40 protein-coding genes and 1 pseudogene are annotated in these 25,257 nt (G+C 41.4%); 40 read left to right on the forward strand and 1 reads right to left on the reverse strand.

The features are described from left to right. Positions 1 to 25: 25 nt before the first annotated feature. Entirely contained in the window at positions 26 to 2,104 is a 2,079-nt protein-coding gene (gene fusA, locus NSU19_RS00785) for an elongation factor G (RefSeq protein ID WP_063387155.1), read from the forward strand. Between the two features lie 131 nt (positions 2,105 to 2,235). Then, positions 2,236 to 3,423, forward strand: coding sequence for an elongation factor Tu (tuf, locus tag NSU19_RS00790; RefSeq protein WP_063387156.1), 1,188 nt, complete (start codon positions 2,236 to 2,238; stop codon positions 3,421 to 3,423). Between the two features lie 183 nt (positions 3,424 to 3,606). Here the strand turns inward: tuf and NSU19_RS00795 are convergent, their stop codons facing one another. After that, the gene (locus NSU19_RS00795; RefSeq protein WP_339192838.1) at positions 3,607 to 4,809 is read right to left on the reverse strand and encodes a transposase; all 1,203 of its coding nucleotides are present in this window, start codon (positions 4,807 to 4,809) and stop codon (positions 3,607 to 3,609) included. A 364-nt stretch (positions 4,810 to 5,173) separates the two neighbouring features. On the opposite strand from NSU19_RS00795, the gene rpsJ reads away from it, so the two are divergent. The 38 genes and pseudogenes from rpsJ to NSU19_RS00985 all read left to right on the forward strand — a co-directional run bounded on the left by rpsJ (position 5,174) and on the right by NSU19_RS00985 (position 25,101). Further along, positions 5,174 to 5,482: a 30S ribosomal protein S10 gene (gene rpsJ / locus NSU19_RS00800; protein ID WP_063387157.1), complete on the forward strand. Its 309-nt coding sequence runs from the start codon at positions 5,174 to 5,176 to the stop codon at positions 5,480 to 5,482. A 39-nt stretch (positions 5,483 to 5,521) separates the two neighbouring features. After that, complete coding sequence (gene rplC, locus NSU19_RS00805) at positions 5,522 to 6,151, forward strand: 50S ribosomal protein L3 (RefSeq protein WP_063387158.1); 630 nt, start codon at positions 5,522 to 5,524, stop codon at positions 6,149 to 6,151. Positions 6,152 to 6,179: 28 nt separating this feature from the next. Continuing rightward, positions 6,180 to 6,803 (forward strand): 50S ribosomal protein L4, encoded by a 624-nt coding sequence (gene rplD, locus NSU19_RS00810; protein ID WP_144597965.1) that lies wholly within the window; start codon positions 6,180 to 6,182, stop codon positions 6,801 to 6,803. Then, positions 6,803 to 7,090, forward strand: coding sequence for a 50S ribosomal protein L23 (gene rplW / locus NSU19_RS00815; protein ID WP_063387160.1), 288 nt, complete (start codon positions 6,803 to 6,805; stop codon positions 7,088 to 7,090). The genes rplD and rplW overlap by 1 nt, the downstream gene beginning before the upstream one ends. Before the next feature lie 27 nt (positions 7,091 to 7,117). Continuing rightward, positions 7,118 to 7,948 carry a 50S ribosomal protein L2 gene (gene rplB, locus NSU19_RS00820; RefSeq protein ID WP_063387161.1) on the forward strand — a complete coding sequence of 277 codons (831 nt, stop codon included), beginning with the start codon at positions 7,118 to 7,120 and terminating at the stop codon, positions 7,946 to 7,948. A gap of 57 nt (positions 7,949 to 8,005) precedes the next feature. Next, positions 8,006 to 8,284: a 30S ribosomal protein S19 gene (gene rpsS / locus NSU19_RS00825; protein ID WP_063387162.1), complete on the forward strand. Its 279-nt coding sequence runs from the start codon at positions 8,006 to 8,008 to the stop codon at positions 8,282 to 8,284. A 20-nt stretch (positions 8,285 to 8,304) separates the two neighbouring features. Next, on the forward strand, positions 8,305 to 8,646 hold the full coding sequence (rplV, locus tag NSU19_RS00830) for a 50S ribosomal protein L22 (protein ID WP_063387163.1): 342 nt from the start codon (positions 8,305 to 8,307) through the stop codon (positions 8,644 to 8,646). Between the two features lie 3 nt (positions 8,647 to 8,649). Then, a complete protein-coding gene (rpsC, locus tag NSU19_RS00835) occupies positions 8,650 to 9,306 on the forward strand; it encodes a 30S ribosomal protein S3 (protein ID WP_063387164.1) in 657 nt (218 codons plus the stop codon). Positions 9,307 to 9,308: 2 nt separating this feature from the next. Next, positions 9,309 to 9,743, forward strand: a complete 435-nt coding sequence (gene rplP, locus NSU19_RS00840) for a 50S ribosomal protein L16 (protein WP_063387165.1) — start codon at positions 9,309 to 9,311, stop codon at positions 9,741 to 9,743. Further along, the gene (rpmC, locus tag NSU19_RS00845) at positions 9,733 to 9,933 is read left to right on the forward strand and encodes a 50S ribosomal protein L29 (RefSeq protein WP_063387166.1); all 201 of its coding nucleotides are present in this window, start codon (positions 9,733 to 9,735) and stop codon (positions 9,931 to 9,933) included. Before rplP ends, rpmC begins: the two co-directional genes overlap by 11 nt. Before the next feature lie 21 nt (positions 9,934 to 9,954). Continuing rightward, positions 9,955 to 10,218, forward strand: coding sequence for a 30S ribosomal protein S17 (rpsQ, locus tag NSU19_RS00850; RefSeq protein ID WP_063387167.1), 264 nt, complete (start codon positions 9,955 to 9,957; stop codon positions 10,216 to 10,218). Positions 10,219 to 10,259: 41 nt separating this feature from the next. Beyond that, entirely contained in the window at positions 10,260 to 10,628 is a 369-nt protein-coding gene (gene rplN / locus NSU19_RS00855; RefSeq protein WP_063387168.1) for a 50S ribosomal protein L14, read from the forward strand. A gap of 35 nt (positions 10,629 to 10,663) precedes the next feature. Further along, a complete protein-coding gene (gene rplX, locus NSU19_RS00860; RefSeq protein ID WP_339193834.1) occupies positions 10,664 to 10,975 on the forward strand; it encodes a 50S ribosomal protein L24 in 312 nt (103 codons plus the stop codon). Between the two features lie 20 nt (positions 10,976 to 10,995). Further along, on the forward strand, positions 10,996 to 11,541 hold the full coding sequence (rplE, locus tag NSU19_RS00865) for a 50S ribosomal protein L5 (RefSeq protein WP_063387170.1): 546 nt from the start codon (positions 10,996 to 10,998) through the stop codon (positions 11,539 to 11,541). Positions 11,542 to 11,561: 20 nt separating this feature from the next. Next, positions 11,562 to 11,747 carry a type Z 30S ribosomal protein S14 gene (locus tag NSU19_RS00870; protein ID WP_063387171.1) on the forward strand — a complete coding sequence of 62 codons (186 nt, stop codon included), beginning with the start codon at positions 11,562 to 11,564 and terminating at the stop codon, positions 11,745 to 11,747. Between the two features lie 30 nt (positions 11,748 to 11,777). Then, entirely contained in the window at positions 11,778 to 12,176 is a 399-nt protein-coding gene (gene rpsH / locus NSU19_RS00875; RefSeq protein WP_063387172.1) for a 30S ribosomal protein S8, read from the forward strand. A gap of 29 nt (positions 12,177 to 12,205) precedes the next feature. Next, positions 12,206 to 12,742, forward strand: a complete 537-nt coding sequence (gene rplF / locus NSU19_RS00880) for a 50S ribosomal protein L6 (RefSeq protein ID WP_063387173.1) — start codon at positions 12,206 to 12,208, stop codon at positions 12,740 to 12,742. Between the two features lie 31 nt (positions 12,743 to 12,773). Then, a complete protein-coding gene (gene rplR / locus NSU19_RS00885; RefSeq protein ID WP_063387174.1) occupies positions 12,774 to 13,136 on the forward strand; it encodes a 50S ribosomal protein L18 in 363 nt (120 codons plus the stop codon). Positions 13,137 to 13,157: 21 nt separating this feature from the next. Continuing rightward, on the forward strand, positions 13,158 to 13,658 hold the full coding sequence (gene rpsE / locus NSU19_RS00890) for a 30S ribosomal protein S5 (RefSeq protein ID WP_063387175.1): 501 nt from the start codon (positions 13,158 to 13,160) through the stop codon (positions 13,656 to 13,658). Between the two features lie 13 nt (positions 13,659 to 13,671). Beyond that, positions 13,672 to 13,854 carry a 50S ribosomal protein L30 gene (gene rpmD, locus NSU19_RS00895; protein ID WP_063387176.1) on the forward strand — a complete coding sequence of 61 codons (183 nt, stop codon included), beginning with the start codon at positions 13,672 to 13,674 and terminating at the stop codon, positions 13,852 to 13,854. A 23-nt stretch (positions 13,855 to 13,877) separates the two neighbouring features. Beyond that, the gene (gene rplO / locus NSU19_RS00900) at positions 13,878 to 14,318 is read left to right on the forward strand and encodes a 50S ribosomal protein L15 (RefSeq protein ID WP_063387177.1); all 441 of its coding nucleotides are present in this window, start codon (positions 13,878 to 13,880) and stop codon (positions 14,316 to 14,318) included. Then, a complete protein-coding gene (secY, locus tag NSU19_RS00905; protein ID WP_063387178.1) occupies positions 14,318 to 15,610 on the forward strand; it encodes a preprotein translocase subunit SecY in 1,293 nt (430 codons plus the stop codon). Before rplO ends, secY begins: the two co-directional genes overlap by 1 nt. Positions 15,611 to 15,668: 58 nt before the next feature. After that, positions 15,669 to 16,322 carry an adenylate kinase gene (locus NSU19_RS00910; RefSeq protein WP_063387179.1) on the forward strand — a complete coding sequence of 218 codons (654 nt, stop codon included), beginning with the start codon at positions 15,669 to 15,671 and terminating at the stop codon, positions 16,320 to 16,322. Beyond that, entirely contained in the window at positions 16,319 to 17,065 is a 747-nt protein-coding gene (map, locus tag NSU19_RS00915) for a type I methionyl aminopeptidase (protein ID WP_117017136.1), read from the forward strand. The genes NSU19_RS00910 and map overlap by 4 nt, the downstream gene beginning before the upstream one ends. Positions 17,066 to 17,080: 15 nt before the next feature. Continuing rightward, positions 17,081 to 17,415 (forward strand): annotated as a pseudogene (locus NSU19_RS00920) (KOW domain-containing RNA-binding protein). Further along, positions 17,393 to 17,611, forward strand: a complete 219-nt coding sequence (gene infA / locus NSU19_RS00925) for a translation initiation factor IF-1 (protein ID WP_003178377.1) — start codon at positions 17,393 to 17,395, stop codon at positions 17,609 to 17,611. Before NSU19_RS00920 ends, infA begins: the two are co-directional and overlap by 23 nt. Before the next feature lie 35 nt (positions 17,612 to 17,646). After that, complete coding sequence (gene rpmJ / locus NSU19_RS00930; protein WP_003156543.1) at positions 17,647 to 17,760, forward strand: 50S ribosomal protein L36; 114 nt, start codon at positions 17,647 to 17,649, stop codon at positions 17,758 to 17,760. A gap of 23 nt (positions 17,761 to 17,783) precedes the next feature. Then, positions 17,784 to 18,149, forward strand: a complete 366-nt coding sequence (gene rpsM, locus NSU19_RS00935; protein ID WP_063387182.1) for a 30S ribosomal protein S13 — start codon at positions 17,784 to 17,786, stop codon at positions 18,147 to 18,149. A 20-nt stretch (positions 18,150 to 18,169) separates the two neighbouring features. Then, on the forward strand, positions 18,170 to 18,559 hold the full coding sequence (gene rpsK / locus NSU19_RS00940) for a 30S ribosomal protein S11 (protein WP_063387183.1): 390 nt from the start codon (positions 18,170 to 18,172) through the stop codon (positions 18,557 to 18,559). 183 nt (positions 18,560 to 18,742) lie between these two features. Beyond that, on the forward strand, positions 18,743 to 19,687 hold the full coding sequence (locus NSU19_RS00945) for a DNA-directed RNA polymerase subunit alpha (RefSeq protein ID WP_063387184.1): 945 nt from the start codon (positions 18,743 to 18,745) through the stop codon (positions 19,685 to 19,687). Positions 19,688 to 19,740: 53 nt separating this feature from the next. Beyond that, positions 19,741 to 20,136: a 50S ribosomal protein L17 gene (gene rplQ, locus NSU19_RS00950; protein ID WP_063387185.1), complete on the forward strand. Its 396-nt coding sequence runs from the start codon at positions 19,741 to 19,743 to the stop codon at positions 20,134 to 20,136. Positions 20,137 to 20,319: 183 nt separating this feature from the next. Further along, complete coding sequence (locus NSU19_RS00955; protein WP_094244885.1) at positions 20,320 to 21,162, forward strand: energy-coupling factor ABC transporter ATP-binding protein; 843 nt, start codon at positions 20,320 to 20,322, stop codon at positions 21,160 to 21,162. Then, positions 21,138 to 22,013 (forward strand): energy-coupling factor ABC transporter ATP-binding protein, encoded by an 876-nt coding sequence (locus tag NSU19_RS00960; RefSeq protein WP_117017135.1) that lies wholly within the window; start codon positions 21,138 to 21,140, stop codon positions 22,011 to 22,013. The genes NSU19_RS00955 and NSU19_RS00960 overlap by 25 nt, the downstream gene beginning before the upstream one ends. After that, complete coding sequence (locus NSU19_RS00965) at positions 22,003 to 22,800, forward strand: energy-coupling factor transporter transmembrane protein EcfT (RefSeq protein WP_063387188.1); 798 nt, start codon at positions 22,003 to 22,005, stop codon at positions 22,798 to 22,800. The genes NSU19_RS00960 and NSU19_RS00965 overlap by 11 nt, the downstream gene beginning before the upstream one ends. Positions 22,801 to 22,811: 11 nt before the next feature. Continuing rightward, positions 22,812 to 23,552: a tRNA pseudouridine(38-40) synthase TruA gene (gene truA, locus NSU19_RS00970; RefSeq protein WP_327857013.1), complete on the forward strand. Its 741-nt coding sequence runs from the start codon at positions 22,812 to 22,814 to the stop codon at positions 23,550 to 23,552. A 145-nt stretch (positions 23,553 to 23,697) separates the two neighbouring features. Beyond that, on the forward strand, positions 23,698 to 24,135 hold the full coding sequence (rplM, locus tag NSU19_RS00975; RefSeq protein WP_063387190.1) for a 50S ribosomal protein L13: 438 nt from the start codon (positions 23,698 to 23,700) through the stop codon (positions 24,133 to 24,135). Between the two features lie 21 nt (positions 24,136 to 24,156). Then, positions 24,157 to 24,549, forward strand: a complete 393-nt coding sequence (gene rpsI / locus NSU19_RS00980) for a 30S ribosomal protein S9 (protein ID WP_339198311.1) — start codon at positions 24,157 to 24,159, stop codon at positions 24,547 to 24,549. A 114-nt stretch (positions 24,550 to 24,663) separates the two neighbouring features. After that, positions 24,664 to 25,101: a DUF2521 family protein gene (locus NSU19_RS00985; RefSeq protein WP_063387192.1), complete on the forward strand. Its 438-nt coding sequence runs from the start codon at positions 24,664 to 24,666 to the stop codon at positions 25,099 to 25,101. Positions 25,102 to 25,257: the final 156 nt, after the last annotated feature.

Consider the following 25,257-nt stretch of genomic DNA (forward strand, 5'->3'; position numbering starts at 1 on the left):
CCATGAAGGAAGGAGAAATTACCCGATGCCAAGAGAGTTCTCCTTAGAAAAAACTCGCAATATCGGTATTATGGCGCACATTGATGCTGGTAAGACGACAACAACTGAGAGAATTTTGTTCTATACAGGCCGCATTCACAAAATCGGGGAGACTCACGAAGGAGCTTCCCAAATGGACTGGATGGAGCAAGAACAAGAACGCGGTATTACCATTACATCTGCCGCTACAACAGCTCAATGGAAGGGACATCGGATCAATATTATTGATACGCCAGGGCACGTAGACTTCACGGTTGAAGTTGAACGTTCTTTGAGAGTCCTAGACGGAGCAGTTGCAGTTCTTGATGCTCAGTCTGGTGTTGAGCCGCAAACGGAAACAGTTTGGCGCCAAGCAACAACATACGGAGTGCCGCGCATTGTATTTGTTAACAAAATGGATAAAATCGGCGCAGACTTTTTATACTCTGTCAAAACACTTCACGATCGCTTAGAGGCTAACGCACACCCTATTCAGCTCCCGATTGGAGCAGAAGATCAATTTGAAGGTATCATTGACCTTGTGGAAATGAAAGCATATTACTATCTGGATGATCTAGGTACGCGTTCGGAAGCTCGTGAAATTCCAGACGAGTATAAAGAACAAGCAGAAGAGCTGCACACTCGATTGATTGAAGCAGTTGCAGAGCTTGATGAAGAATTGATGATGAAGTACCTTGAAGGAGAGGAAATTTCCGTTGACGAGCTTAAAGCAGCTATCCGTAAAGGTACTTGTAACGTTGAGTTTTATCCTGTTTTATGCGGCTCAGCTTTTAAAAACAAAGGCGTGCAGCTAATGCTGGATGCGGTAATTGATTACTTGCCATCGCCAATTGATGTGCCACCGATAAAAGGCGTCATCCCTGATACAGAGGAAGAAACAGTTCGCAAATCAAGCGACGATGAACCATTTGCTGCATTGGCGTTTAAAGTAATGACAGACCCATATGTAGGAAAATTAACTTTCTTCCGCGTATATTCAGGAACATTAAGTTCCGGTTCATACGTATCCAATTCCACAAAAGGTAAACGTGAACGGATTGGACGTATTCTACAAATGCACGCGAATCACCGCGAAGAAATTCCAATGGTATATGCAGGTGATATTGCTGCTGCAGTTGGTTTAAAAGATACAACAACTGGAGATACTCTATGTGATGAAAATCATCCGGTTATTTTAGAATCGATGGAGTTTCCAGAGCCTGTTATCAGAGTTGCGATTGAACCTAAATCAAAAGCAGACCAAGACAAAATGTCAACAGCATTGCAAAAACTATCTGAAGAAGACCCAACATTCAAATCGCATACGGATCCGGAAACTGGCCAAACAATTATTGCCGGTATGGGCGAACTTCACCTTGACATTATCGTTGACCGTATGAAACGTGAATTTAAAGTTGAATGTAATGTAGGTGCGCCACAAGTTGCGTATCGCGAAACATTCCGCTCATCCGCACAAGTTGAAGGTAAATTCGTACGTCAATCAGGCGGACGCGGACAATACGGTCACGTTTGGATCGAATTCAGTCCAAATGAAGAAGGAAAAGGATTTGAATTCGAAAACGCAATTGTCGGTGGTGTCGTTCCACGCGAGTACATCCCAGCGGTTCAGGCTGGTTTGGAAGATGCTATGCAAAACGGTGTGCTTGCAGGCTATCCGTTAATTGACATTAAAGCTAAACTTTTTGATGGGTCTTACCACGATGTTGACTCAAGTGAGATGGCGTTTAAAATTGCCGCTTCACTTGCCCTTAAAAATGCTGCTCAAAAATGTAACCCGGTACTCCTTGAGCCAATTATGAAAGTTGAAGTAATTGTACCTGAAGAGTACATGGGAGACATCATGGGTGATATCACTTCACGCCGTGGACGTGTGGAAGGAATGGAAGCACGTGGAAATGCACAAGTTGTAAAAGCAATGGTTCCACTCGCTGAAATGTTTGGTTATGCAACCGCACTTCGTTCCAATACACAAGGACGCGGTACATTTACGATGCACTTCGATCATTACGAAGAGGTGCCTAAAAACATTGCAGAAGAAATTATCAAAAAAAATAAAGGCGAATAATTGATTTTCAACCATTGTTCAAGTATAAATACTTATGTAGCCCTTGGATGCGGATGCACTTGCGCCGCCTCCAAGTATTCTATATATTTATTTAAAATGAAACATATTTTTTTAAGGAGGAAAAATTACTTATGGCTAAAGCGAAATATGAACGCTCTAAACCACATGTTAACATTGGTACAATCGGCCACGTTGACCATGGTAAAACTACTTTGACTGCAGCTATTACTACTGTTCTTGCAAAACAAGGTAAAGCTGAAGCTCGTGCATATGATCAAATTGACGGTGCTCCAGAAGAGCGTGAACGCGGAATCACGATTTCAACTGCACACGTAGAATACGAAACTGACAACCGCCACTATGCACACGTTGACTGCCCTGGACACGCAGACTATGTTAAAAACATGATCACTGGTGCTGCTCAAATGGACGGCGCTATCCTAGTTGTTTCTGCTGCTGACGGTCCTATGCCGCAAACTCGTGAGCACATTCTTTTATCTCGCCAAGTAGGTGTGCCTTACATCGTTGTATTCTTAAACAAATGCGACATGGTAGACGACGAAGAATTATTAGAACTAGTTGAAATGGAAGTTCGTGACCTTCTTTCTGAATATGACTTCCCTGGCGACGATGTACCTGTTATCAAAGGTTCTGCGCTTAAAGCACTTGAAGGAGATGCTGAATGGGAAGAAAAAATCATTGAATTAATGAACGCAGTTGACGAATACATCCCAACTCCAGAACGCGATACAGAAAAACCTTTCATGATGCCTGTTGAAGACGTATTCTCTATCACTGGTCGCGGTACAGTTGCAACTGGTCGTGTAGAACGCGGCGTTGTAAAAGTTGGTGACGAAGTAGAAATCGTTGGTTTAGCTGAAGAATCTAAGAAAACAACTGTTACTGGTGTTGAAATGTTCCGTAAGCTTCTTGATCAAGCTGAAGCTGGAGACAACATCGGTGCTTTACTTCGCGGTATCGCACGTGACGAAGTAGAACGCGGTCAAGTTTTAGCAAAACCTGGTTCTATCACACCGCACAAAAAATTCAAAGCACAAGTTTACGTTCTTTCTAAAGAAGAAGGTGGACGTCATACTCCATTCTTCTCTAACTACCGTCCACAATTCTATTTCCGTACTACAGACGTAACTGGAATTATCACTCTTCCAGAAGGCGTAGAAATGGTAATGCCTGGAGATAACGTTGAAATGACTGTTGAACTCATTTCTCCAGTTGCGATTGAAGACGGTACGAAATTCTCTATCCGCGAAGGCGGTCGTACTGTAGGTGCAGGATCTGTTTCAGCTATCCTTGACTAATTGAAAAAAGCGAGTCGAATAGGCTCGCTTTTTTTATTATGAGCATTTTGCAAAATTAGATTTTTTGGATAAAAGTATAAAAAATAAAGCACTCGACAAATAGCTACCAGCATGTTATTTTACAAAATATTACAATAATCTTGTTTTCGGGCATACCTACAGAATTTTTCACATTGAATTTTTTTAAGCGGCTTTCTTCCCTTTATTTTCCTTTGCCATCGCTAGCGCTGAAACAAGTAATACAATAGCGTTCAGGTAAATATGGGTCTTTACTTTTTCAATTCCCCATACATGTAGGGAGTTCGCCGTAAGGTAGCTTTTCATTCTTGAATTACAGCGTTCTACACTTGTCCTCTCGTTGTAAAGCTCTTTCCAACGTTTTGTATCACGGTGCGGATTGGAATATCGGCGCACATCCTTTTTGATGTCGACTTTTACCACCATTCCATAGTTGGAAGATGAACAGGCTGCCATTCCTAATGGGCAATCCACTTTGCCGGTTGCGTGAGGACATCTGAACTTGAGCTGGTCCTTATCAGCTCCCCAATAAGTCATTTCATAACCCATGGAACAACGCGGAGTTCCATTGGAAGAAATCCCTTCAGGAGGCTCTTTTTCGTTGCGCAAATTGAGCGGGATAATGGCTTGCGCTCCAATGTTTTTGGCTGATTCATAGTTTTTTAGTTGGTCATATCCGCCATCCATGATCAGAAATTCAATTTTGGATTTGGTACGCTCTGCCACTTGCTCTATTAATTCTGGTGCGACTTCTCCATCGTTCACATGGGCAGGGGTTACTTTTATGGCTATTGGCAGTTCGCTTGCGGTATCGACTGAAAGATGCATCTTATAGCCAAACCAGGTAATTTTATTGCCGAAGGAATCATATTTTGCGCCCCAATTGGCATTACCCGTTTGTTCACTACGCTTTTTGGGCTGTTTCTTTTCATAGGCATCAATGGCGGCACTGTCGATGGCCTGGTGGCTGCCGTCAATTATTCCTTCCTCCTGAGCTAACTGTACCAAGTCAAGGAAGATCTTTTCAGCCAGCTTTTTTTTGGTAAGTGCCGCAAAAACCCGGCTGAGAGTGGAGATAGACGGTGCGGGGCGATCAATCGATAAACCGCATTGATAACGGAAACGAAGGTCTTTATCCAATCGATGATGAAGGGCGGTAAAGGTGTCGATGCCTTCGAGTGGGGCAGCGATGAGAGCCCTTAGAATCCCTTCTCTGGAATGACCGTCAGCCCCTCGGGGTGAAGAACTTCTCAACTGTTTAGCATAAGGGCGTAAATCAAGCGAGCTAAAAAAGATAGGTAATTTCTCTTTTGACTCTAATTTTTGCAGTTCTTCAAAGGAAAATAGGCTTTCTTGTAGAATATACAAAGTGACTTCCTCCTTTTGAATTTTTGTGGTTTCGTCACTTCAAAAATTCTACATTTTAGGGGTGAAGTCCTTTTTTATGTCTTTGAAATCCTTATGGCTCTTGGGTCAAAAAATATGCAAAATGCTCATTATAAATATGAAGTCTGCAACGCTTTAACTTTTAAAGAAACAACACTAAATTTTATAGGAAATCCTGATTTTTTCTTGCATTAGACACCTGTTTTTTATATAATGTATAACGTTGGTCTTTGACTGCGATGAAGCGGGAGGTTGCTGATACACCCGGCCGCTTTGCCATGGCGGGCGTACAGGAAATTCTCGTGGAGAATTGTCTATGGAAAGTAGGCGAAAAGGAGGGAAAATAATGGCAAAACAAAAAATTCGAATTCGATTAAAAGCGTATGATCACAGAATCCTTGATCAATCTGCCGAAAAAATTGTGGAAACTGCAAAACGTTCGGGAGCAAATGTTTCTGGTCCAATTCCGCTACCGACTGAAAAAACAGTTTATACAATTCTTCGAGCAGTGCACAAATATAAAGATTCTCGTGAACAATTTGAAATGCGTACACATAAACGTTTAATCGATATTGTCAACCCTACACCGCAAACGGTTGATGCGTTAATGCGTTTAGATTTGCCTTCTGGTGTAGACATTGAAATTAAACTGTAACGATAGATTAAAACATTTGAAATTTAGGAGGTGTGACTCATGACCAAAGGAATCTTAGGAAGAAAAATTGGAATGACGCAAGTATTTGCAGAAAACGGTGAATTAATTCCTGTTACTGTAGTTGAAGCATCCCCAAACGTCGTTCTTCAAAAGAAGACTGTTGAAACAGACGGCTACGATGCGATTCAACTAGGTTTTGAAGACAAGCGTGAAAAGCTTGCAAACAAGCCGGAAAAAGGTCACGCTGCAAAAGCAAATACTGCTCCTAAGCGCTTCATTCGTGAAGTTAGAGGTGCTAATGTAGACGAGTATGAAATTGGTCAAGAGGTTAAAGTAGACATTTTTTCTGCTGGGGAACTTGTTGATGTGACAGGTATTTCTAAAGGGAAAGGATTTCAAGGTGCGATTAAACGTCACGGACAATCACGTGGCCCAATGTCTCACGGTTCACGGTACCACCGTCGTCCTGGTTCAATGGGAGCCATTGCACCAAACCGTGTTTTTAAATCAAAAGAACTTCCTGGAAGAATGGGCGGTGAACGCGTAACCGTTCAAAATCTTGAAGTTGTAAAAGTAGATGCTGAACGCAATCTTCTTTTAATCAAAGGGAATGTTCCGGGACCGAAAAAATCATTAGTTATTATTAAATCTGCAGTAAAAGCGAAGTAATTTCAACAGGAAAGGAGGAAACGGAAAAATGCCGAAAGTTACGTTATATAACCAAAACGGATCAGCAGTTGGCGAAATCGAATTAAATGATTCTGTTTTTGGTATTGAGCCGAATAAACACGTATTATTTGAAGCTGTCATTATGCAAAGAGCTTCTCAAAGACAAGGCACTCATAAAGTAAAAAACCGTTCTGAAGTTAGTGGCGGTGGCCGTAAGCCATGGCGTCAAAAAGGTACAGGACGCGCACGTCAGGGATCCATCCGTTCACCTCAATGGCGCGGAGGTGGGACAGTATTTGGACCAACACCTCGCACATATGCATACAAATTACCGAAAAAAGTCCGCCGCTTAGCAATCAAATCAGCTTTATCTTCTAAAGTTCAAGAGAACAATATTGTTGTATTAGAAGATTTAGTGTTGGAAGCTCCAAAAACGAAAGAAATGGCTGGAATTCTCAAAGGGCTTTCCGTTGACAGAAAAGCGCTGATTGTAACAGGAGACGAAAACGAAAATGTAATCCTGTCTGCACGCAATATTCCAGGTGTAACAGTTGTTACGGCTAATGGAATCAACGTGTTGGATGTGTTGAACCATGATAAACTTGTTATTACAAAAGCAGCGGTGGAAAAAGTAGAGGAGGTGCTTGGATAATGAAGGATCCTCGAGATATTATTAAGCGCCCCATCATCACTGAACGTTCAATGGATCTAGTAGCTGACAAAAAATATACATTTGAAGTAGATGTGAAAGCAAACAAAACAGAAGTGAAGGACGCTATTGAAAAAATTTTCGATGTCAAAGTTGAAAAAGTCAACATTATGAATTACAAAGGAAAACTTAAACGTGTTGGCCGGTTCAGCGGTTTGACAAATCGCCGTAAAAAAGCAATCGTGAAATTAACGGCAGACAGCAAAGAAATCGAATTGTTCGAAGCATAATTTTGAAAGTGAAGGAGGGAAACTGAGATGGCGATTAAAAAATATAAACCAACCTCTAACGGTCGCCGCGGCATGACAGTATCTGATTTTGCTGAAATCACTACTGACAAGCCGGAAAAGTCGTTGCTTGCTCCGCTTCATAAAAAAGCAGGACGCAACAACCAAGGTAAGCTAACTGTTCGTCATCAAGGCGGAGGCCATAAACGTCAATATCGTATTATTGATTTTAAGCGCGATAAAGATGGAATACCAGGACGCGTTGCTACTATTGAGTACGATCCAAACCGCTCCGCAAACATTGCATTAATTAACTATGTTGACGGAGAAAAACGCTATATTCTGGCTCCTAAAAACTTAAAAGTAGGAATGGAAGTAATGTCAGGACCTACAGCTGATATTAAAGTTGGAAACGCACTTCCTCTTCAAAATATCCCAGTAGGTACTGTCATTCATAACATCGAATTAAAACCAGGAAAAGGCGGACAATTGGTTCGTTCTGCAGGTACTTCAGCTCAAGTGCTTGGTAAAGAAGGAAAATATGTATTAGTTCGTTTAGCTTCTGGTGAGGTCCGCATGATTTTGGCAACTTGCCGTGCCACTGTCGGCCAAGTAGGGAATGAGCAGCATGAATTAATTAATATTGGTAAAGCAGGACGTTCCCGCTGGTTAGGCAAACGTCCAACAGTTCGCGGATCTGTTATGAACCCTAGCGATCACCCGCACGGTGGGGGAGAAGGAAAAGCACCTATTGGTCGTAAATCTCCTATGACGCCTTGGGGTAAACCGACTCTTGGGTTTAAAACTCGCAAAAAGAAAAACAAATCCGATAAATTTATCGTTCGCCGTCGTAAAAAATAACGGGGTTGTTCTACGGTTCATCAGAACCGTAGCGCAATCACGAAGGGAGGTAACATTATGGGTCGTAGCTTAAAAAAAGGACCATTCTGCGATGATCATTTAATGAAAAAAATCGAAAAATTAAATGAAACTGGAAGCAAACAAGTCATCAAAACTTGGTCTCGCCGTTCAACTATTTTCCCATCTTTCATCGGTCATACCATTGCGGTCTATGATGGAAGAAAACATGTTCCGGTATACATTACTGAAGACATGGTAGGACATAAGCTTGGAGAGTTTGCTCCAACTCGTACTTACAGAGGCCATGCCGGCGATGACAAGAAGACAAAACGCTAATATGAGAGGAGGATTTTAGGATGCAGGCTAAAGCTGTTGCGAGAACAGTACGAATTGCTCCTCGTAAAGCTCGTTTAGTTATTGACTTGATCCGAGGAAAGCAAGTTGGTGAGGCAATTGCCATTCTTCGCCATACACCTAAAGCTGCTTCACCAATTATTGAAAAAGTGTTAAAATCGGCTGTTGCAAATGCAGAGCATAACTATGACATGGACGGAAACAATTTATATATTGAAAAGGCTTATGTTGATGAAGGACCAACTTTGAAACGCTTTAGACCACGTGCACAAGGTAGAGCGAGCCAAATCAACAAACGCACAAGCCATATTACGATCATTGTTTCGGAAAAAAAGGAGGGATAATTAGTGGGTCAAAAGGTAAATCCAGTCGGTCTTCGAATTGGCATCATTCGTGATTGGGAATCGAAATGGTATGCAGAAAAAGATTATGCAGACCTGTTACATGAAGACCTCAAAATTCGTGAATACATTAATAAACGTTTAAGCGATGCATCCGTTTCCCGCATTGAAATTGAACGTGCGGCAAACCGTTTAAATATCACTATCCACACAGCTAAGCCAGGAATGGTTATCGGTAAAGGTGGTACAGAGGTCGAAGCTTTAAGAAAGGCTTTGAACCAACTAACTGGCAAACGTGTGCACATTAATATTTTAGAAATTAAAAAAGCTGATTTAGATGCAAAACTTGTTGCGGAAAATATTGCACGTCAGCTAGAAAACCGCGCTTCGTTCCGTCGTGTTCAAAAACAAGCGATCCAACGTGCAATGCGCGCAGGTGCATTAGGTATTAAAACAATGGTATCCGGCCGTCTTGGTGGTGCAGATATCGCACGTTCTGAACATTACAGTGAAGGAACGGTACCGCTTCATACTCTTCGTGCAGACATCGATTACGGAACTGCAGAAGCGGATACAACGTACGGAAAATTGGGCGTAAAAGTTTGGATTTATCGTGGAGAAGTTCTTCCAGCAAAAAAGAACAATGAGGAAGGAGGCAAATAATTATGTTAATGCCTAAACGCGTAAAATATCGTAGAGAACATCGCGGGAAAATGCGCGGACGTGCAAAAGGCGGCACTGAAGTTCATTTCGGTGAATATGGCATTCAAGCTCTTGAGCCTGCTTGGATCACCAACAGACAAATTGAAGCAGCACGTATCGCGATGACGCGTTATATGAGACGTGGCGGAAAAGTTTGGATTAAAATTTTCCCGTCTAAACCATACACGGCTAAACCTTTAGAAGTACGGATGGGTTCCGGTAAAGGGGCACCTGAAGGCTGGGTTGCCGTAGTGAAGCCGGGTAAAGTATTGTTCGAGGTTGCGGGTGTTTCTGAAGAAGTTGCACGTGAAGCACTGCGTCTTGCATCTCATAAATTACCGATCAAAACAAAATTTGTAAAACGTGAAGAAATTGGTGGTGAATCAAATGAAAGCTAAAGAAATTCGTGATCTAACCACTGCCGAAATTGAACAAAAAGTGAAATCTTTAAAAGAAGAATTGTTTAACTTGCGCTTCCAGCTTGCGACTGGTCAGCTTGAAAATACTGCCCGCATCCGTGAAGTACGCAAAACGATTGCTAGAATGAAAACTATTATTCGCGAAAGAGAAATTGCTGCAAACAAATAATCGTGAGAGGAGGTTTGCCAAATGAGTGAACGCAACAAGCGCAAAGTTTATACTGGACGCGTCGTGTCGGATAAAATGGATAAGACCATCACTGTTCTTGTTGAAACTTATAAAAAACACCCGCTTTACGGAAAACGCGTGAAATATTCTAAAAAGTTCAAAGCTCATGATGAGCAAAACAAAGCGAAAGTCGGCGATATCGTTCGCATTATGGAAACTCGCCCGCTATCTGCAACAAAACGTTTCCGTTTAGTTGAAATTGTAGAAGAAGCAGTTATTATTTAATTTGGTTCGGATGAAAAAAATTCCGAAGGGAGGTCACGAACATGATTCAACAAGAATCTCGTTTAAAAGTTGCTGATAACTCTGGTGCACGTGAATTGTTAACAATTAAAGTTCTTGGCGGATCTGGTCGTAAAACAGCAAATATCGGTGATATTATTGTCGGTACGGTTAAACAAGCAACACCAGGAGGCGTTGTTAAAAAAGGTGATGTAGTAAAAGCTGTTGTTGTGCGTACAAAACGTGGTGTGCGCCGTCCTGACGGTTCGTACATTCGTTTTGACGAAAACGCATGCGTCATCATCCGCGAAGACAAAAGCCCGAGAGGTACTCGTATTTTTGGACCGGTTGCGCGTGAACTTCGCGATAAAAACTTTATGAAAATCGTTTCTCTTGCTCCAGAAGTACTTTAATTATGAGTTTGGCTTACCAAGGAGGTGTGTAATCGATGCATGTTAAGAAGGGTGACAAAGTAATGGTGATCGCCGGAAAAGATAAAGGAAAACAAGGCGTGATCCTTGCAGCATATCCGAAAAAGAACCGCGTGCTTGTGGAAGGCGTGAACATCGTGAAAAAACATGCGAAGCCTTCTCAAGATAATACACAAGGCGGAATTATCAGTAAAGAAGCGCCTATTCATGTATCAAATGTAATGCCATTAGATCCAAAAACAGGTGAACCGACTCGTGTCGGTTATAAAATTGTGGACGGCAAAAAGGTGCGTGTAGCAAAAAAATCAGGTGAAATTTTAGATAAATAATTTGGAAGGGAGGTCTATTTATGAACCGCCTTAAAGAAAAATACGTAAAAGAAATCATACCTGCACTAATGAACAAGTTTAACTATAAATCTGTTATGCAAGTTCCTAAAATCGAAAAAATTGTCATCAATATGGGCGTCGGTGATGCAGTCCAAAATGCGAAAGCGCTGGACAGTGCTGTTGAAGAATTAACTCTCATTTCTGGTCAAAAACCTGTAGTGACTCGTGCGAAAAAATCCATTGCCGGCTTCCGGCTTCGTGAAGGAATGCCGATCGGCTGCAAAGTTACGCTTCGTGGAGAGCGTATGTACGATTTCTTTGACAAATTGATTTCCGTTTCTTTACCACGTGTGCGCGACTTCCGTGGTGTATCTAAAAAATCATTTGATGGCCGCGGCAATTATACGCTTGGTATTAGAGAACAACTTATTTTCCCAGAAATTGATTACGATAAAGTAAATAAAGTAAGAGGTATGGATATCGTAATCGTTACAACAGCAAAAACCGATGAAGAGGCTCGCGAGCTATTAACTCTGTTCGGCATGCCGTTCCAAAATAATCGCTAATTTAGATTGGAGGCGAAAATGTGGCTAAAAAGTCAATGATTGCGAAACAAAAACGCAAGCAAAAATTTAAAGTGCGTGAATACACACGCTGTGAACGCTGCGGCCGTCCGCATGCAGTCATCCGCAAATTTAAGCTTTGCCGTATTTGTTTCCGTGAACTTGCTTACAAAGGTCAGATCCCTGGCGTGAAAAAAGCTAGTTGGTAGTATCGATAAATGGGAAGGAGGTTATTTATAATGGTGATGACAGATCCTATTGCAGATATGCTTACTCGCATTCGCAATGCGAACATGGTTCGTCATGAAAAACTGGAAGTTCCTGCTTCCAAAATTAAACGGGAAATTGCTGAAATTTTAAAGCGTGAAGGGTTTATTCGCGATTATGAATATATTGAAGATAATAAACAAGGTATTTTGCGCATTTTCTTAAAGTACGGGCCTAACAACGAACGTGTTATAACTGGCCTTAAACGAATCAGCAAACCAGGCTTGCGCGTTTATGCAAAAGCTAATGAAGTGCCACGTGTGTTGAATGGATTAGGAATAGCAATCGTTTCGACTTCTCAAGGCGTTTTAACTGATAAAGAAGCGCGCGCGAAGCAAACAGGCGGAGAAGTGCTCGCATACGTTTGGTAATTTTTTAACACGAAATGGAGGTGTCATTCATGTCACGTGTAGGGAAAAAACCGCTTGAAATTCCTTCAGGTGTCACTGTTACGATTAATGGAAATACAGTAACAGTAAAAGGACCAAAAGGAGAATTAACCCGTACATTTCATCCAGATATGGATATAAAAGTTGAAGATCAAGTATTAACTGTTACTCGTCCATCTGACAATAAAGAGCACCGTGCTCTTCACGGGACGACTCGCAGCCTTCTTGCCAATATGGTTGAAGGTGTTTCCAAAGGCTTTGAAAAAAGTTTAGAACTGATCGGGGTCGGATACCGTGCATCAAAATCAGGAAAGAAACTAGTATTGAATGTCGGATACTCTCATCCAGTCGAATATGAACCTGAACAAGGCATTGAAATCGACGTTCCTTCTCAAACAAAAATCGTCGTTAAAGGTACAGATAAAGAGCGTGTTGGCGCAGTCGCTGCAAATATTCGTGCGGTTCGTCCGCCTGAACCATATAAAGGAAAAGGCATCCGCTATGAAGGAGAATATGTGCGCCGCAAAGAAGGTAAGACTGCTAAGTAATGCCGCATAAAGAAAGAAAGGAGTGACGTAGATGATTACAAAACCTAGTAAAAATGCGGTTCGCAAAACTAGACATGCACGCGTGCGTTCAAAGGTTTCCGGTACAGCCGCTCGCCCGCGTTTAAATGTATACCGCTCCAACAAGCACATTTATGCTCAAGTGATTGATGATACAAATCACCAAACGCTTGTGAGTGCTTCTACTTTGGATAAAGAGCTTAACTTGGAATCAACTGGGAATGTAGAAGCTGCTCAAAAGGTCGGCGAACTTGTTGCAAAACGTGCGCTTGAAAAAGGTATTAAATCTGTTGTGTTTGACCGTGGTGGATATTTATATCATGGACGTGTGAAGGCTTTAGCTGATGCAGCTCGCGAAGTTGGCCTTGAATTTTAATCGACAAAGGAGGGAAAAGTGATGCGTCGTATTGATCCAAGCAAACTTGAACTTGAAGAACGTGTTGTTACCGTAAACCGTGTTGCAAAAGTAGTAAAAGGTGGCCGTCGTTTCCGTTTTGCTGCTCTTGTTGTTGTCGGAGACAAAAACGGTCATGTAGGTTTCGGAACTGGTAAAGCGCAAGAAGTTCCTGATGCTATCCGCAAAGCAATTGAAGATGCAAAGAAAAACTTAATTGAAGTACCAATTGTAGGTACGTCCATTCCACACGAAGTAATCGGTAAATTCGGTGCAGGAAAGATTCTCTTGAAACCTGCTGTTGAAGGTACGGGGGTTATCGCTGGAGGACCTGTCCGTGCAGTACTTGAATTAGCAGGTGTTCACGATATCTTATCTAAATCTTTAGGCTCCAATACACCGATTAATATGGTTCGGGCAACAGTTGACGGGTTAAAGCAGCTGAAGCGTGTAGAAGATGTTGCTAAACTTCGTGGAAAAACGGTTGAAGAACTGTTAGGATAAGGAGGGAAAGACAATGGCAAAAAAATTGGCGATTACCCTCAAAAAGAGTGTAATTGGTCGTCCTGAAGACCAAAGAATAACCGTTAAAACATTAGGCTTGCGGAAATTGCATCAAACAGTTGTTCATAATGACAATCCGGCAATTCGCGGAATGATCAATAAAGTGTCACATCTCGTGAAAGTGGAAGAACAATAATCAAATAAGGAGGTGCCAAGGTTATGAAGCTTCATGAATTAAAACCGGCAGAAGGTTCTCGTAAAGAGCGGAATCGTGTTGGTCGCGGTATTGGTTCAGGTAATGGAAAAACTGCTGGACGTGGTCAAAAAGGACAAAATGCCCGATCTGGCGGTGGAGTTCGGCCTGGATTTGAAGGCGGTCAAACTCCTCTATTCCGTCGTTTGCCAAAACGTGGGTTTACAAACATTAACCGCAAAGAATATCAAGTTGTGAACTTGGACAAATTGAATCGTTTTGAAGACGGTACGGAAATTACTCCAGAGCTTCTTTTGGAAACAGGTGTTGTAAGCAAACTGAAAGCAGGTATTAAAGTGCTTGGAGACGGTAAATTAGAGAAAAAATTAACGGTTAAAGCACACAAATTTTCTGCTTCAGCAAAAGAGGCAATTGAAGCCGCCGGCGGTTCTGCTGAGGTGATTTAATGTTCAAGGCAATCTCCAATTTTATGCGCGTGGGTGACATTCGCAATCGAATCTTGTTCACCCTTCTTATGCTGGTAATTTTCCGGATCGGCACTTTTATCCCTGTCCCGGGTGTGAACGCAGACGTACTAAAAGCACAAGACCAATTGAACGTATTTGGCGTTTTGAACATTTTTGGAGGCGGGGCATTGCAAAACTTCTCCATTTTAGCAATGGGGATTATGCCTTACATTACTGCTTCAATCATTGTTCAGCTTCTGCAAATGGACGTTGTACCGAAATTTACAGAGTGGTCGAAGCAGGGTGAAGTAGGCCGCAGAAAGCTTGCCCAATTCACGCGTTATTTAACAATTATTTTAGGATTTATTCAAGCGCTGGCAATGTCATATGGCTTTAATAATATGGCCGGCGGTCTGTTAATCATAAACCCTGGCATTGGAAACTATTTGTTGATCGCACTTGTTTTAACTGCGGGAACAGCCTTTTTAATGTGGCTTGGTGAGCAAATTACCGCAAAAGGCGTTGGGAACGGTATTTCTATTATTATCTTTGCTGGGATTGCTGCCGGCATTCCAACGGCAGTAAACCAAATTTATGCTCAACAATTTGCGGATGTTGGCGATCAGCTATTTTTAAGAATTGTAACTGTCGTTTTGCTTGTTCTTGCCGTTTTATTAGTAGTTGTAGCTGTTATTTTCGTTCAACAAGCATTCCGAAAAATTCCGATTCAGTATGCAAAGCGGCTTGCAGGTAGAAGTCCGGTTGGGGGACATTCAACGCATCTCCCATTGAAGGTTAACTCTGCTGGAGTCATTCCAGTCATTTTTGCAGTATCGTTTATTGTTACCCCCACTACGATTGCATCGTTCTTTGGACCAAATGATGTAACAAGATGGATTCAAAAAACATTTGATTACACACAACCTATCGGGATGATCATCTACGTTGCATTAATTATCGCTTTCGCTTATTTCTATACATTTGTTCAAGTGAACCCGGAGCAAATGGCTGAAAATTTGCAGAAGCAAGGCGGCTATATACCGGGTATAAGACCAGGAAAAAGTACACAAGAGTACGTAACGAAAATTTTATACCGTTTAACATTTGTCGGTTCTATTTTTCTAGCAGTTGTCTCAATACTTCCTGTCTTTTTTATAAAATTTGCTGACTTGCCTTCTTCAGCACAAATAGGTGGAACAAGTCTCTTGATCGTTGTCGGTGTCGCTTTGGAAACTATGAAGCAGCTTGAGAGCCAGCTTGTCAAACGTCATTACAAAGGTTTTATGAAATAAGAGGTTGTGGGGCGATGAATGTCCCATTCCCTCGAAAAGCGTTTGAGGGGGAGAGTCCATGAATTTAGTATTAATGGGGCTGCCTGGGGCAGGAAAAGGAACACAGGCTGAAAAAATTGTTGAAAAATACAACATCCCGCATATCTCAACAGGAGATATGTTCAGAGCAGCTATAAAAGATGGAACCGAGTTAGGGTTACAAGCGAAGTCTTATATGGATAAAGGCGAATTAGTGCCGGATGAAGTTACGATTGGTATTGTTCGGGAAAGATTAGGCAAGAATGATACTGATAAAGGCTTTTTATTGGATGGTTTTCCGCGCACCGTTGCTCAAGCGGAGGCTTTGGAGCAAATTTTAAAAGAGCTTAATAAAGAAATTGATTATGTTATCAACATTCATGTTGACCAAGAAATTTTAATGGAACGGCTAACAGGACGAAGAATTTGCAAAAATTGCGGTGCAACGTACCATCTTGTATTCAATCCGCCAAAAGAAGAAGGAATTTGTGATAAGTGCGGAGGAAATTTATATCAACGAGCTGATGATAACGCTGAAACCGTTGGAAACCGTTTGGAAGTGAATTTGAAGCAGACGAAACCGCTGCTTGATTTCTATAAATCTAAAGGCTATTTGAAAAATATTGACGGTCAGCAAGAGATTAACAAAGTATTTGAAGATATTTGCAACTTGCTTGGAGGCTTGGGTGAATGATTATTTGCAAAACAAAGCGCGAAATTGAAATTATGCGCGAGGCTGGACGGATTGTTGCTTTAACTCACCAAGAGCTCCAGAAATATATTCAGCCTGGTATTACAACAAAAGAACTGGACAGTATTGCTGAAAAGTTTATACGTGAACATGATGCAATCCCCTCATTTAAAGGGTATAATGGTTTTCGCGGCAGTATTTGCACTTCCGTGAATGAAGAGCTTGTTCACGGAATACCTGGAGACCGTGTATTGCGTGATGGAGATATTATTAGTATTGACATTGGTGCGAAATACAACGGCTATCACGGGGACTCTGCATGGACTTATCCTGTCGGTACAATTTCCGAAGAAACACAGAAATTGCTTGATGTTACAAAAGAATCTTTATATAAAGGATTAGAAGAAGCAAAACCAGGGGGAAGACTTTCGAACATTTCTCATGCCATTCAAGTTTACGTCGAATCTCACGGTTTTTCCATTGTTCGTGAATACGTAGGTCATGGCGTAGGGCAAGACTTGCATGAGGATCCTCAAATTCCGCATTATGGTCCACCGAACAAAGGGCCAAGGCTGAAGCCCGGTATGGTTTTAGCGATTGAGCCTATGGTCAATGCGGGAAGCCGTTATGTCAGAACGTTAGCTGATAATTGGACTGTCGTGACTGTAGATGGCAAAATGTGTGCTCATTTTGAACATACAATTGCCATTACTGATACAGGTTATGAAATTTTAACAACACCCTAAGTGAAGGTGATGTGCGTGAGTGATCCTGAGTCGAGTCCGCAAATAGGTCAGTTTGTCTTGATTACGAAAGGGAGAGAAGCTGGCAAATATGCGATTGTCGTGAAAATTCTCGATGATCGATTCGTATTGATTGCCGATGGAGAAAAGCGAAAGTTTCATTCTCCAAAGAAAAAAAACATCCATCATCTTGAATTTTTTGATTGCGTATCTCCGGAAGTTCAGAACAGTATATTGGAAACTGGCCGTGTGACAAATGGCAAACTTCGATATGCAATAAGCCGATTTGTCAATGAACAAGTTACTGATTTGAGGAAGGGAGACAATTGAATGGCGAAAGACGATGTCATTGAAGTAGAGGGTACCGTTGTTGAGACGTTGCCTAACGCGATGTTTAAAGTAGAGTTGGAAAATGGTCATACCGTGCTGGCTCATGTTTCTGGAAAAATTAGAATGCATTTTATTCGTATTTTGCCGGGTGATAAAGTAACGGTTGAATTATCACCATATGATTTAACCCGCGGAAGAATTACGTATCGATATAAATAATTTGCACTCCGGATTATTAAGGAGGTTGGATAAACATGAAAGTAAGACCATCAGTGAAACCTATATGCGAAAAATGTAAAGTCATTCGCAGAAAAGGAAAAGTTATGGTTATTTGCGAAAATCCAAAACATAAACAAAAGCAAGGTTAATTTTTGAAGGAGGTGCTCATATTATGGCGCGTATTGCTGGTGTAGATATTCCACGCGATAAACGCATTGTCATTTCTTTAACTTATATTTACGGAATCGGTCGTTCAACAGCTCAAAAAATATTAGCTGAAGCTGGAGTTTCCGAAGATACTCGTGTTCGTGATTTAACAGAAGAAGAATTAGGAAGAATCCGTGACATTGTCGACACTTATAAAGTGGAAGGAGATCTTCGACGGGAAGTTTCTCTAAACATTAAGCGTCTCATTGAAATTGGCTGCTACCGTGGTATCCGCCATCGCCGTGGTTTGCCTGTTCGAGGCCAAAATACGAAAAACAACGCACGTACTCGTAAAGGACCGCGCCGTACGGTTGCTAACAAGAAAAAATAAGTAAAGGAGGTTAACTGTAAATGGCTCGTAAAACAAATACTCGCAAACGCCGCGTAAAAAAGAATATTGAGACAGGCATCGCACATATTCGATCAACCTTTAACAACACGATTGTCACTATTACTGATGTGCACGGCAATGCAATTGCTTGGTCAAGTGCCGGTGCATTAGGATTTAAAGGTTCTCGTAAGTCAACTCCGTTTGCTGCACAGATGGCAGCTGAAGCAGCTGCTAAAGCTTCTATGGAGCACGGAATGAAATCATTAGAGGTTTCTGTAAAAGGACCTGGCGCAGGCCGCGAAGCTGCGATTCGTGCTCTTCAAGCAGCAGGTCTTGAAGTGACATCTATTAAAGACGTCACACCTGTTCCACATAATGGATGCCGTCCGCCAAAACGTCGTCGTGTGTAATTTATCTGTATATATTTTGTAACCCTGTCAATAATGGGTTATGATACAGTTATAGATTCTAGCATTTATAAGATGTTGTTTGTGCACATTCGGGACTTTATGATTGGGGAATTTCGGTTAGACGCGTTTTCTCTTCTTTGTCTAGCCGGGGTTTCGACGTTTTGAAGGAGGGTTTTATTTAGAATGATTGAAATTGAAAAACCAAAAATCGAAACGGTTGAAATCAGTGATGACGCGAAATATGGGAAATTCGTTGTCGAGCCACTTGAGCGTGGATATGGTACAACTTTGGGTAACTCCTTACGTCGTATCCTATTATCCTCACTCCCTGGTGCCGCTGTAACATCTGTTCAAATTGACGGCGTCCTCCATGAATTTTCTACAATTGATGGTGTCGTCGAAGATGTTACAACGATTATTTTAAATTTAAAAAAGCTTGCTCTGAAAATTTATTCAGAAGAAGAGAAGACGCTAGAAATTGACGTACAAGGTGAAGGGCCCATTACGGCAGCAGATATAACTCACGATAGCGATGTTGAAATATTAAATCCTGATCTTCATATTGCAACTCTTGCGAAAGATGCTCATTTGCGGCTGAGAATGACGGCGAAGCGCGGGAGAGGATACAGCCCGGCTGAAGAAAATAAACGGGAAGATCAACCAATAGGTGTCATCCCAATCGATTCGATTTACACACCCGTTTCTAGAGTTTCTTATCAAGTGGAAAATACACGGGTTGGTCAAGTGACAGATTATGATAAGCTGACAATTGATGTCTGGACAGATGGAAGCATCGGTCCAAAGGAAGCTATCGCACTTGGCTCTAAAATTTTGATGGAGCACTTAAACATTTTCGTTAGCTTAACAGATGAAGCGCAAAATGTTGAAATCATGGTTGAAAAAGAAGAGGACCAAAAAGAAAAAGTGCTTGAAATGACGATTGAGGAACTTGACCTCTCTGTTCGTTCTTATAACTGTTTGAAACGTGCAGGTATTAACACAGTTCAAGAACTTGCAAACAAAACAGAAGAGGACATGATGAAGGTGCGTAATTTAGGACGCAAATCGCTAGAAGAAGTAAAACAAAAATTAGAAGACCTTGGTTTGAGTTTACGAAAAGACGATTAACTGATTTTTCAAAGTCTATATAGATCAACTTCCAACAAAGGAGGGAACATCACATGTCTTATAGAAAATTAGGACGTACTAGTGCGCAGCGTAAAGCAATGCTCCGTGACTTAGCAACGGACTTAATTATTAACGAACGAATTGAAACGACTGAAGCCCGTGCAAAGGAGCTTCGTGCTGTTGTAGAGAAGCTGGTTACTTTAGGTAAACGTGGTGATTTGCATGCTCGTCGCCAAGCAGCACAGTTTATTCGCAATGAGGTTGCGAAAACTGTGACAGTTTCAGGCCAAGACGGAAAGGAAAAAGAAAAACCTTTCTATGCATTGCAAAAATTATTTGATGAAGTGGCACCACGTTACCAAGATCGTCAAGGCGGCTACACACGAATTTTGAAAATGGGTCCTCGCCGTGGTGACGGAGCACCAATGGTTATCATTGAATTCGTGTAATTTAGATATAAATGAACTTCAAGGGCGGGACAGTTGTAATGACTGCATCTATGCCCTTTTTTATTTATCTTCAAGTACTTTACAAAGCGGATTGATTTTCTTTTGGCAGCCTCTGCATCTCATATTTATAGACATGATATTCGCGTTTACTTCATCTGTACTTGAGGCAGGAGGAGGGCATCTGTGGAACGGTCGATCATTCAAGTTCAACATGTAACATACCGCTATAATAAAGAAAGTGAAAAGCCTGCACTAACGGATGTTTCCTTTGATGTGTATGAAGGGGAATGGCTGGCCATCGTCGGACACAATGGATCAGGGAAATCAACATTGGCCCGGATGCTAAACGGTCTGCTGCTGCCTGACGAAGGAACCGTTACTGTATCAGGAATCACATTATCAGAAAAAACCATTTGGGATATTCGAAAACGGATTGGAATGGTGTTTCAAAATCCAGATAATCAATTTGTCGGCGCCACTGTACGGGACGATGTCGCTTTTGGTATGGAAAACATAGGTATACCGAGAGAAGAGATGGTAAAACGAATCGAATGGGCGACGAAAATTGTAAAAATGAATGAATTTTTAGAACGGGAACCTCATCATCTTTCCGGCGGACAAAAGCAGCGGGTCGCGATTGCAGGCGTTTTGGCTGTTCAACCAAGCATTATTGTTTTAGATGAAGCGACTTCAATGCTTGATCCAATTGGACGCCGGGAAGTAATTGAAACCATTTGGTCATTGAAAGAAAAAGGGCTTGTGACGGTCATTTCCATCACCCATGATTTGGAAGAGGCGGCCAAAGCAGATCGGATGATTGTAATGAATGGAGGCAAAAAATTTGTGGAGGGAACTCCGAAAGAAGTGTTTCGCTTGGAAGAGGAGCTGGTAAGCATCGGTTTAGATCTTCCGTTTTCTTACAAGCTGAGCAAACGGCTTCTTGAAAAAGGAGTGCCTTTAGCGACGCGACACCTTAATGTAGAAAGCCTGGTGGACGAATTATGGACATTAAAATCCGACAATTAGAACATCGTTACCAAATGAACACTCCTTTTGAACGGCTCGCTTTGTGTGATATCAATATGGATATCCATGAAGGAACATATTTGGCCGTGATTGGGCATACCGGGTCGGGAAAATCAACGATTTTGCAGCATTTAAACGGCCTGCTTTTGCCAACGAAAGGCTCTATTCAACTTGGAGACCGGCTGATTAAGGCAGGAGAAAAACAGAAAAACTTGAAATCTATCCGAAAAAAGGTCGGAATTGTCTTTCAATTCCCAGAGCATCAATTATTCGAAGAAACCGTCGAAAAAGATATAGCATTCGGTCCAATGAATTTTGGCGCATCGTTTGAAGAAGCGAAAAAAAAGGTAAAAGAAGTGCTGCCGCTTGTCGGTCTAGGAGAAGAAATCCTTCATCAATCCCCGTTTGAGCTAAGCGGGGGGCAAATGCGAAGAGTGGCGATTGCAGGTGTTTTAGCGATGGAGCCGGAGGTGCTCGTTTTAGATGAACCGACTGCAGGATTGGATCCAAAAGGCCGAAATGAGATCATGGAGCTTTTTTATCGTCTCCATAAAGAAAAAAAATTAACAACAATATTAGTAACGCATAGCATGGAAGACGCAGCAAAGTACGCTGATGAAATTGCCGTTTTGCACCAAGGGGAATTAAAGATGAAAGGGTCGCCAAAGGAAATATTCCGGTTGACTGGGGAACTGGAGCAGCTTGGGCTCGATTTGCCGGAATCAATTAAATTTGTCATGAAGCTTGAAGAAAAATTTTCTTTAACGGTTGAAGACAAGCCATTGACTTTAGAGGAAACGGCCGATTTCATTGAAGCCCTTTTAAAAGAAGGTGTCGTATATGATCGATAATATCATCATCGGAAAATATGTTCCTGGTAGCACAGTCATTCATCGAATGGATCCCCGTGCAAAACTGCTAACGATTTTTTTATATGTTTTTATCGTCTTTTTTGCCAATAACGGAATCACTTACTTTTTATTAGGATTATTTACGTTCATCATTATTTTGCTGACGAAGCTTCCGTTCTCTTTCTTATGGAACGGTTTAAAACCTGTTATATGGATCGTTGGGTTTACATTTTTGCTGCACATTTTAGTAACAAAAGAAGGGGACATGCTGTTCCGCTTCGGCTTTTTTTCCATTTATGAAGAAGGCTTGCGGCAAGGGTTTTTTATCTCTCTTCGGTTCATTTTCTTAATTTTTATGACAACGACATTGACCTTAACAACAACGCCTATCGAAATAACGGATGGAATGGAAAGTCTGTTAAAGCCTTTTAAAAAATTTAAACTTCCTGTCCATGAACTAGCATTAATGATGTCTATTTCTCTTCGCTTTATACCGACTCTGCTGGAGGAAACAGAAAAAATTTTAAAGGCGCAAATGGCAAGAGGGGTAGATTTTACATCAGGGCCTGTAAAAGAGCGAATAAAAGCAATCGTTCCTTTGCTTGTACCACTTTTCATAAGCGCTTTTAAGCGGGCGGAAGAGCTTGCTACCGCTATGGAAGCCAGGGGGTATCGCGGAAGTGAAGGACGTACGAAAATCAGGCAGCTGAAATGGGGAGCGATTGATTCCATTATGATGGCCTCTATCCTGCTGTTATCAATTATTTTATTACTATTGCGTGCCTAGGAGTTTTAAAAATGAGGATTAAATGCACAGTTTCGTATGATGGATCAGGATTTAGCGGTTATCAGCGCCAGCCCGGCCACCGGACAGTACAAGGAGAGATTGAGGAAGCATTAATGAAAATCCACAAAGGGGAGCGGATAAAAATTACTGCTTCCGGCAGAACAGACGTCGGCGTGCATGCTGTTGGCCAAGTATTTCATTTTGATACAAGCCTCAAAATTCCGATGGAAAAATGGCCGATTGCTTTGAATACGCTGCTTCCTCAAGATATTTCCATTCAAAATGCAGAGCTTGCCGATCAAGATTTTCATGCTAGATTTTCTGCAAAGAAGAAAGAATACCGCTACCGTTTGTATCGCAGTTTTCAACGAGATGTGTTCCGGCGTCATTATGCATACCATTTTCCAAATCCGTTAAATATTGAAACGATTCGAACTGCCTCCCGTTTCATTATTGGAACACATGATTTTACAAGCTTTTGCTCTTCTAAAACAGAAACGGAAAATAAAGTGAGAACTATTTATGAAGCGGATATATGGGAAGAAGGAGATGAAATTACGTTCCGTTTTGTCGGAAGCGGCTTCCTTTACAATATGGTTCGCATTTTAGTCGGAACATTGATTGAAGTAGGAGAAGGGAAGCGCAAGCCGGAAGAAATAAAACAAATTATCGCAGCCAAAGATAGATCAAGAGCCGGGAAAACAGTTTCTGGATGCGGTCTATATCTTTGGAAAGTTTATTATGACAACTAATCCAGGTGTAACATTTTCTTGACATTCATATCTTAAAAAGATAAGATAACATATGGTATGTATTTCAAGCCCCACGATTAGCCCCGGAAAATAATCGTGTTTTTGAAATAGACTTTTCGACATGAACGATTAAGGAGGGAAAACAATGCGTACAACGTTTATGGCAAAGCCGCATGAAGTTGAGCGCAAATGGTATGTTGTTGATGCAGCTGGCAAAACTTTAGGACGTCTAGCAAGCGAAGTTGCATCTATCTTACGCGGAAAACACAAACCAACGTTTACACCGCATGTAGATACAGGTGACCACGTAATTATTATTAATGCTGAAAAAATCGAATTAACTGGAAAAAAATTAACAGACAAAATTTATTATCGCCACAGCCAGCATCCTGGTGGTTTAAAATCAAGAACTGCATTAGAAATGCGAAACAACTATCCTGAAAAAATGCTGGAACTTGCTATTCGCGGAATGCTTCCAAAAGGTTCCCTTGGACGCCAAATGTTTAAAAAATTGCATGTTTACAGAGGAAGCGAACATCCTCATCAAGCACAGAAACCAGAAGTTTATGAACTTCGCGGATAATTTAATAAGGAGGTTATCATTTTGGCACAGGTTCAATACTACGGTACCGGTCGTCGCAAAAGCTCTGTTGCCCGTGTTCGGTTAGTTCCTGGTGAAGGCCGTATCGTAATTAATAAACGGAACATTGAAGATTACATTCCAACAAAAGCTTTGATTGAAGATATTAAACAACCGCTTGTTTTAACAGAGACAGTTGGCAATTATGATGTACTAGTAAATGTTAGAGGCGGCGGTTTCACTGGTCAAGCAGGCGCTATTCGCCACGGAATTGCTCGTGCACTTTTACAAGCTGATCCAGAATATCGCAGAACGTTAAAGCGTGCAGGCTTATTAACTCGAGATGCTCGCGTAAAAGAGCGTAAGAAATACGGTCTTAAAGGAGCACGCCGTGCACCGCAATTTTCAAAACGTTAATGATTCGAACCTTAAACCACAACAAATCGTTGTGGTTTTTTATTTGCAATTGGAAAGGAGTGGTTGAATGGAACAGCGTGAACTGAAAAAAATAAAAACAAGGAGGAGATTTTGATGAATGTAATTACAGACTTTAATGAAAGACGGCAGGAAAAAAAGCTTCTCACTGAGCGAAAAATGTTAAAAGATCTCCCAATTCGCAAATTGAAAAATATGATTGATGAATGGTTTAATCCTTTTTTTCAAAAACGCTTCCATAAAACTGCAATGGAAGAAGAGTGTGTCCACTCGGCCATTGAATCTTTTTTGCTGGGAGCGGCCTACAGCCGGTTCGGATATTACGGGGAATCGATGGAGCAGGCCAATACACGTTGTATACAGGAAGAACAAGAGCTTATTAACAATTTATTTGACAATATTCTTTATTTGGCAAGGGAATCAAATGATGATTTTGTTATGGAATCCATCTATTTGACATGCCAGCACTTTATTCATTATTGGTGGGAAGAAGGGTTTTTAGCTGGAAAAAAGAGATACAAACTAAAGCTTTAAAAGCAGTTCATGCATGGCTCATTTCAACTTCGTTGGAACGGGCTTTTTTTATGCCTAAAAACGGCTTGTGAAAAAATGATTTGACGGGGGCCATTGCTGAATTCGCCTTTTGATTGGCTTTTTTATTTCAAAAAGGAAAAGTTCAGGAGTTATTGA

Source organism: Aeribacillus sp. FSL k6-2211 (assembly GCF_037966125.1).
Lineage (GTDB): Bacteria > Bacillota > Bacilli > Bacillales > Aeribacillaceae > Aeribacillus > Aeribacillus composti.